This window comes from Desulfobulbus sp., from assembly GCF_030824455.1.
Lineage (GTDB): Bacteria > Desulfobacterota > Desulfobulbia > Desulfobulbales > Desulfobulbaceae > Desulfobulbus.
The window spans coordinates 1-6,723 of the sequence record NZ_JAVBXR010000011.1 but is presented as its reverse complement, the minus strand read 5'-3'; the positions used below and the strand labels follow the sequence as shown (position 1 = coordinate 6,723).

6 protein-coding genes are annotated in these 6,723 nt (G+C 54.2%); 3 read left to right on the top strand and 3 right to left on the bottom strand.

The features are described from left to right. The 3 genes from RCH93_RS01805 to RCH93_RS01795 all read left to right on the top strand — a co-directional run. Positions 1–199: hypothetical protein (locus tag RCH93_RS01805; RefSeq protein ID WP_306546517.1), on the top strand; the 199-nt coding region annotated here is incomplete at its 5' end. Further along, a complete protein-coding gene (locus tag RCH93_RS01800) occupies positions 193–957 on the top strand; it encodes a ComEC/Rec2 family competence protein (protein ID WP_306546515.1) in 765 nt (254 codons plus the stop codon). The genes RCH93_RS01805 and RCH93_RS01800, both read left to right, overlap by 7 nt. Positions 958–1,033: 76 nt before the next feature. Further along, positions 1,034–1,546, top strand: coding sequence for a PilZ domain-containing protein (locus tag RCH93_RS01795; protein ID WP_306546513.1), 513 nt, complete (start codon positions 1,034–1,036; stop codon positions 1,544–1,546). 20 nt (positions 1,547–1,566) lie between these two features. Here the strand turns inward: RCH93_RS01795 and RCH93_RS01790 are convergent, their stop codons facing one another. The 3 genes from RCH93_RS01790 to selA all read right to left on the bottom strand — a co-directional run bounded on the left by RCH93_RS01790 (position 1,567) and on the right by selA (position 6,397). Next, positions 1,567–2,649, bottom strand: a complete 1,083-nt coding sequence (locus tag RCH93_RS01790) for a type IV pilus twitching motility protein PilT (protein WP_306546511.1) — start codon at positions 2,647–2,649, stop codon at positions 1,567–1,569. 180 nt (positions 2,650–2,829) lie between these two features. Beyond that, a complete protein-coding gene (locus RCH93_RS01785) occupies positions 2,830–4,941 on the bottom strand; it encodes a lipopolysaccharide assembly protein LapB (RefSeq protein ID WP_306546509.1) in 2,112 nt (703 codons plus the stop codon). Then, positions 4,928–6,397, bottom strand: a complete 1,470-nt coding sequence (gene selA / locus RCH93_RS01780; protein WP_306546507.1) for an L-seryl-tRNA(Sec) selenium transferase — start codon at positions 6,395–6,397, stop codon at positions 4,928–4,930. Before selA ends, RCH93_RS01785 begins: the two co-directional genes overlap by 14 nt. Positions 6,398–6,723 lie beyond the last annotated feature (326 nt).

Below are 6,723 nucleotides of genomic sequence, written 5' to 3'. Positions count from 1 at the left end.
CGCTTTTGCCAATGCTTCTTTCGCCTTTGCTAAAACTTCCTTGCCGCTTGCTGGTCGTGCCATACACCCACCTCCATTGATGGGCATATTATATCACTTTTGCTTTAGAAATGGAATAATGAACTGGTTGTCGATTTTCTTGATGTCGGCCAAGGGGCGTCCACCCTGCTGCAGCTGCCTGACGGCAAAAAGATGCTGATCGACGGCGGCGGTTACCAGACCGAACGCTTTGATACTGGCCAAAGTCTCATTGCCCCTTTCCTTTGGCGAAAACGCATCTGGAGGCTTGACGATCTGATCATCACCCATCCCCATGGCGACCATTACAACGGTGTGCCGTTTGTTCTAGCCCGCTTTCAGCCTCGACGCCTGATCGTCAATGGCGACGTCGGCGAAGAGCCCGGGTACGAGCGACTGCTTAATGCAGCGCGCCAAGCGAACATTCCGATTCAGGCCGCTTCGGCCGGAGATCTGCTCGAACAGGGCCGCGACCTGCGGCTGCAATGCCTGGGAATGCCTGGATTAATCAAAGACTCCGCAGCCTCCGCCAATGACCGCAGCCTGGTGCTGCATCTGCAGTACGGGGCGCGTAGTTTGCTGTTGCCCGCCGACGTCGGCGTTTCAAGTGAAGGCCGACTGCTGCAAACAGGGGCTCGTCTTCACGCCGACGTTCTGCTCGCGCCGCACCACGGCAGCCGCACTTCAGCGGGAGAAGCGTTCATCGCCGCAGTCAACCCGGCCCTGATTGTGGTTTCCGCTGGTCAGCGCCAACAGGGCGTTCTGCCGGCACCGGAGCATCTTGAGCGCTGGCAACGGCAAAAAATACGCATCCTGATCACGGCCCAAGCCGGAACCGTCACCGTCAGCACCGACGGCAAAGACGTGCGCGCCAAGACCTTCACAGGCGATCAATTTGTTTGGGAGGGGAACAACCGGGCGTCGGCTGCAGCAAGGTGAGACTTGAAAGGGCAAGAATTATGCGGTATGTTGCACAAATAACGAAGGGAAACCCTCAACTGACGGAGCGTTCTTGATGATGGTGTTTGGCAAAAAATGTCCCGCCTGCGGCAGTCGCCGTTTGGCGGCTCGCCCCCCGGCGGAGCGTCTAGGCGCCCTGCCGACAGCTCGGACCTATGCCTGTGAGGACTGCCGCCAGCAACTGGTCTACATGTTTCCTGTTGCCGTCGGTGTTGAAAACCGACAGTTTGTCCGCAAACAACTGCCGGCTTTTTTTCTTGTTCGCATACCCGGCCGCGCCAATCAATACGCTCGAATCAAAAACATCAGCGAAGGCGGCCTTTGCTTTGACCAGCATTACAACGCCGCCCCCATTGCCGGACCACTGGTCACCCTGGACCTCTACAACTGCAACGACGGCTCCTCACTGGAGCAACTCTCAGCGGAAGTCGTCGCCACCTTCGAGCAACTGCTGGACGTCAACGGCATCAAAACTACGGTGCTCAACCATTGCGCCCGCTTCGTCAACCTCAATCAGGCGCAACGCAAGGTCTTGTCAAGCTGCCTCGCCCAACACGCCGTCTCCTAAACCTCGCCAGTCGCGCTTTCCTAAATCTCGGTGAAATCTGAGGGCTGATGGCGCAGGAATTTCACAAACCGCCCTTTCTCATAACAATTAATATAGGCGTCTTCGGCGCTGATCTTCTTTTTCTCCAAGAGATCAAAAATAGCGTCGTCCAAGGTTTGCATGCCAAATTTCTTGCCGGTCTGCATGATCGAAGGAATTTGGTAGGTTTTGCCTTCACGGACCAGATTGCGAACCGCCGGCGTGCAGATCAGAATCTCCAGCGCCGCCACCCGCCCCTTAATGTCGGCCCGTTTAAACAAGGTCTGAGACACTACGGCCCGCAGGGCGTCGGCCAAGGTGGAGCGCACCTGTCCCTGTTGGTTGGCTGGAAAGATTTCGACCACACGGTCGACCGTTTTCATCGCGTTCATAGTGTGGAGCGTGCCGAACACGAGATGCCCGGTCATTGAGGCCTCCATGGCCAACGAGATGGTTTCCAGATCGCGCATCTCGCCCACCAGAATAATGTCCGGATCTTCACGGAGCGCGCCGCGCAGGGCGGCTGAAAAACTGCGGGTGTGCGTTCCCACCTCGCGGTGGTTAACAATGCAGTTTTGGCTTTTATGAACAAACTCGATGGGATCCTCAACGGTGAGGATATGATCCTTGCGCGTTTTGTTGCACTCGTCAATAATGGCGGCCAGGGTGGTTGATTTTCCCGAACCGGTCGGCCCGGTAACCAGCACCAGCCCTTTAGGCAACGATGCCAGGCGGGAAACGACCTTGGGCAGGCCAAGCTGTTCGCAGGTGAGAATGTCGCTGGGAATTTCGCGAAAAACAGCGCCAATGCCGTACTTCTGCTGGAAAAAATTGCAGCGGTAGCGGGCCAGACCTGGAATCTCGTAGCCGAAGTCCATGTCGCCGGTCTCTTCGAAGATCTTGATTTTATCCTCAGGACAGATCTCGTACAGCATGCTTTTCAGCGTTTCGTTATCCAAAGCCTTGAATTTGACCCGCTCCATGTCGCCGCGAATGCGGAGAATCGGTTGCTGGCCGGCCATCATATGCAAGTCAGAGGCGCCTTCATCATTCATCAATTTAAAAAATGCATCTATCTGGGCCATGGCGAACTGCTCCTTATGCGCTTTTCAACATATCGATAAAACGGTTTTGTTGTCAGCGTATCAAAAAATCCTCATTATGTTGAAGGATATCCTCATTCTCGCAAAAAAATAATCCGCGCCCGACAGGACGGTCTCCAGACGGCCTCAACGACAGCCAACGGTTGAGCACAATGATAGGCTTCACGCCTTGCAGGCCTTTAAGCAATCGTCGAGGCTTTTTCTCAACTGTTCAGTTTGAAATTCGGTGCAATTTTTCTTTGCCAGCGCCTTGGAAAAATATTTCTTTGCTGTTTTTGTTCGCCCCATGGCGCTGTGCAGGTTGCCGAGTTGCAGGAGGCCTTCTGTGTCGTTGCGACGCAGGCGCAGGCACTGCTTGCCCGCCTCAAGCGCTTCGACCATATTGCCGAGACGCAGCAGGGCCCGACTCAAACGTCGCCAGTGATCCGGATTGAAGTTATCTAAAGAAAGCGCTTTATTGCACAACGACAATCCAACCTCGCCGCCTTCGCCCTGTTCGACGTAGAGCAGTCCCAATGTACTGAGAGAAACGCTATCCTGAGGAAACAACCGCAGAGCTTTTTGACAGGCATTGATAGCTTCGCTTGCCCGCCCGAGTTCCATGTAACTCTGCCCGAGCAGACGAAAAAGAAGAAATTCCCGGTCGCTGCCCGGCCGATCGCGCCAGAGTTCCAAAATGACGATGGCCTTATCGTGCCGCCCCAGTTCCGCATAGAGCCGACCAAGCGGCAAAAACAACTCCTGCCCGGCGGATTCGTCCTGCGCGTGCGCTTGATACGCCCGCTCGAAACACTCCAACGCGCCCGCTTTATCCCCCAAGGTTTGACTCACATGACCGAGGTTGACCAAGGCCATATAATTGTCAGGATCCTGGCGCAGCACATCTCGAAAACACCCTGCAGCCTGCCGTTCTCGATTGCATTCAACCAGCGCCACGCCCAGACTGTTGATCAAATTGACGTCTCCAGGTTGCAACCGCAAGCCGCGTCGGTATTCGCGGAGCGCAGCCTGGTAATCGCCTTCGTCGAAATAATAATCGCCGCTGATGTTCAAACTCAGGTGATCGAAAAAAACCACGCTTCCCGGCCCCAAAAAAGCCCCGTGATGACGGGCTTTGAGGCAATTGCGGAGCACGTCGCCTTTGCTGAAATCAAGACAGGGCCACGAGGCGACGCTGATGGCGACGGCTTCCTCGCCATACCGCTCCCGGCAGGTTTGCGCCAGGGCGTCGACACGGCGCGCCACGGTTTCTGGAGTCAGGCCGGGAAAGAGGACCAGGGAAAAATCGTCGTCACCGGCAAAATAAGCGCCGTAGTCGCTCACAGCTTGTTCCATCTGTGCATCAAAGGCAGCGGCAGTCTCCGCCATGGCCTGGCGGGAAAGAAGCGCGAGTGAGAAACAAGGCAGCCCTCGCCATTTTTCCTGAATCTTTTCAAGAAGAGCGGGGCAGGACAATTGAAAAGGATGCGGGTGGCGCTCGTCGACCGCATCAATATCACAAATCCCAACCGGTCCACGTTTTTCGGCAATGTCAAGAGAACGCCAGAACCTGTCCGGCACCTCGACCTCCGTCTGTTGCTCCCCTACGGTCACCCTGGAAAAACCGACTTGGACCCTGCTCATCCCTTCCCTGCGCAACTGTCGCTGCAGGTGATGGGCAGTGTGCAAAGCCCGCCTTCTGCTCTGCACAGGCAGCAACAGGCCAAACACCCCGTAGCCAAACGAGAAGCACTGACCGCGGGTTAAGGCAAGAAGTAAATCTGCGGTTTCTCGGAGCTTCTGCAAGTTCCCGGCAGCTGAGCGGCGATAGAAAACGGTGTTGATCAAAAAGAAAAATCCGGGATACTCCGCAGCAGGCACGCACAGGAAAGCGGCGGCGGCTCGCCGGTTGTACAGTGCTGTTTCCGGGTCAATATAGGTTAAACGGATTTGTTCAAAGCGCTGCAGAAGTTCGTCGCGCAGTTCCCGCATCCATGATGCGGACATTTTTCGCAAAAAGCCCGGGTCCACCTCGCTGACCACCGCTACCGCACATTCCCCGGAGACCAGAGACAAAGGAATGATCAGTTGATCATCCATTACCCGAGGTTGACTGAAAGACGCTGTCTGCTCGGCAACCGAACGTCGTTCGTCTGCAAGGTGCTCCTGCAAAGGATGCAAAACACCGTTGCCGGTGAGTGCGTAAAAAGCAATGTCTCCGGGAATCGGCAGCAGTCGATTGACTTCTTCAGCCAACGGCCCATGCAGAACATACAAATCATCAAGCGTCAGCATGTGTTTTCTCTGTGTTCGGAGGAATAACAGCGGCAGATTCATCATTTTGTCTGGTCAACACGTAGCGCAGGCCATCCAGCACCATGTCCAGTTCATCTTCAGCAACGGTGCGCATATCCAGCAACAACCGGTCATTCGCTATCCGTCCAATCACGGGAACGGGCGCGTGACGAAGTCGTTGCTCAAGCTGGGAAATTTTCATGTTGCTGGGCTGCACGGCAACAGCCCAGCTGGCAAGATTTTGCCCCGGCATGGCGCCGCCTCCCACCTGCGACTGAACGCTAATTGTTTCCAAGCTGCAACTCGTGCCCAGTTCAGCTTTGCACAAGCTTAAAAGGTGGCGAGCGCGCTGTTCAACCACGGATTCAGGAACGGCGATCATCCGCAAGGTGGGAATTTCTTGCAGCGCATTCACCTCATCGAGATACAGACGCAACACGGATTCCAAGGAAGCCAGAGTCAATTTATCAATGCGAAGCGCCCGATTAAGAGGATTTTCTTTTATCTGATCAATTAGATGCTTCTTGCCGACAATAATCCCAGCCTGTGGCCCACCGAGCAATTTGTCGCCGCTGAAGGTGACAATATCCATGCCGCTGGCTACGACTTCCTGGACGGTTGGTTCCTTGGCCAAACCGAATTTGCTCAAATCAACAAAACAACCTGAGCCGAGATCTTCCATCACTGGAATGCCGCGGGCTTTGCCCAGTTGCGCCAAATCGACATTGCTCACTTCTCCGGTAAAGCCGACAATGCGGTAATTGCTGCAATGCACGCGCAGCAAAACACCGGTTTCGCTGGTTATGGCTTTTTCATAATCACGGAGGTGGGTGCGATTGGTCGTGCCGACTTCGACAAGCCGAGCGCCGCTTCGGGTCATAATGTCAGGAATGCGAAAAGACCCGCCTATCTCAACCAATTGCCCGCGGGACACAACAGCTTCTTTGCCAATCGCAAGAGTCTCAAGGGCGATCAGCACAGCTGCGGCGTTGTTATTCACAACTAAAGCCGCTTCCGCCCCAGTCAGTTCGCAAAGCAGCTCTTCTACATGGGAGTAGCGGGATCCTCGTCGTCCGGTATCCAGATTAAACTCAAGGTTCGAGTAACAACCGCCTGCCTGCGTCAGGCGCTGCAAAGAGGAACCAGGTAAAATCGACCGTCCTAAATTGGTATGAATTATAATGCCGGTGGCATTGACGACGCGAGCAAATCGCGTTTGGTGGTAAGCTTTGATAAAATCGGCCAAATTGTTATAAAGCAACTCAACGTCATTGCCGGCAACCACGGCTGCCTTTCCGCTTAAAATATCGAATCGAAGATTTTCCAAATAGCGCCGGACGCAATATTTAATACGAGGTGTTGGGATTTGCCGTAAACCACCGTCTTCAACAAGTGCGCTGACGCAATCGTTGACATTAGGTATGTTCCTAAGAGCGTCCGAAATAACTGGGTTCATAGAGTCCAAGCCGCAGGCAAATATTCAAAAGTGGTGCAGCGCCAGCAGAGGACGCCGGGAGGTGAGCAATGCTGTGGCATGTTACGCCATCAAATCAACGAAAGGCAAACATAAAAAAAGGGCCTATTGACGCAGCCCCCAAGCAAAGCGATAAAAAGCACAAATAGTGCTTAGAACAAAAAATAATTCTTGACGTCCCTTGCAGATTTGGGTTATATTCACGCCTCGTTGCTTCGCAGGTGCAACTGCAGAGTGGTAATTCGCTGGCGGCCAAAAAGAAAGTGGTTGACACGGAAAACAAAACGAGTTAAGTTAGCAAACGCAGC

Bases quoted from the DNA above. Each gene is read 5' to 3' on its own strand.
- RCH93_RS01800 (WP_306546515.1), top strand. From the start codon at position 193: ATGCTGATCGACGGCGGCGGTTACCAGACCGAACGCTTTGATACTGGC.
- RCH93_RS01785 (WP_306546509.1), bottom strand. From the start codon at position 4,941: ATGCTGACGCTTGATGATTTGTATGTTCTGCATGGGCCGTTGGCTGAA.
- selA (WP_306546507.1), bottom strand. From the start codon at position 6,397: ATGAACCCAGTTATTTCGGACGCTCTTAGGAACATACCTAATGTCAAC.
- RCH93_RS01795 (WP_306546513.1), top strand. From the start codon at position 1,034: ATGATGGTGTTTGGCAAAAAATGTCCCGCCTGCGGCAGTCGCCGTTTG.
- RCH93_RS01790 (WP_306546511.1), bottom strand. From the start codon at position 2,649: ATGGCCCAGATAGATGCATTTTTTAAATTGATGAATGATGAAGGCGCC.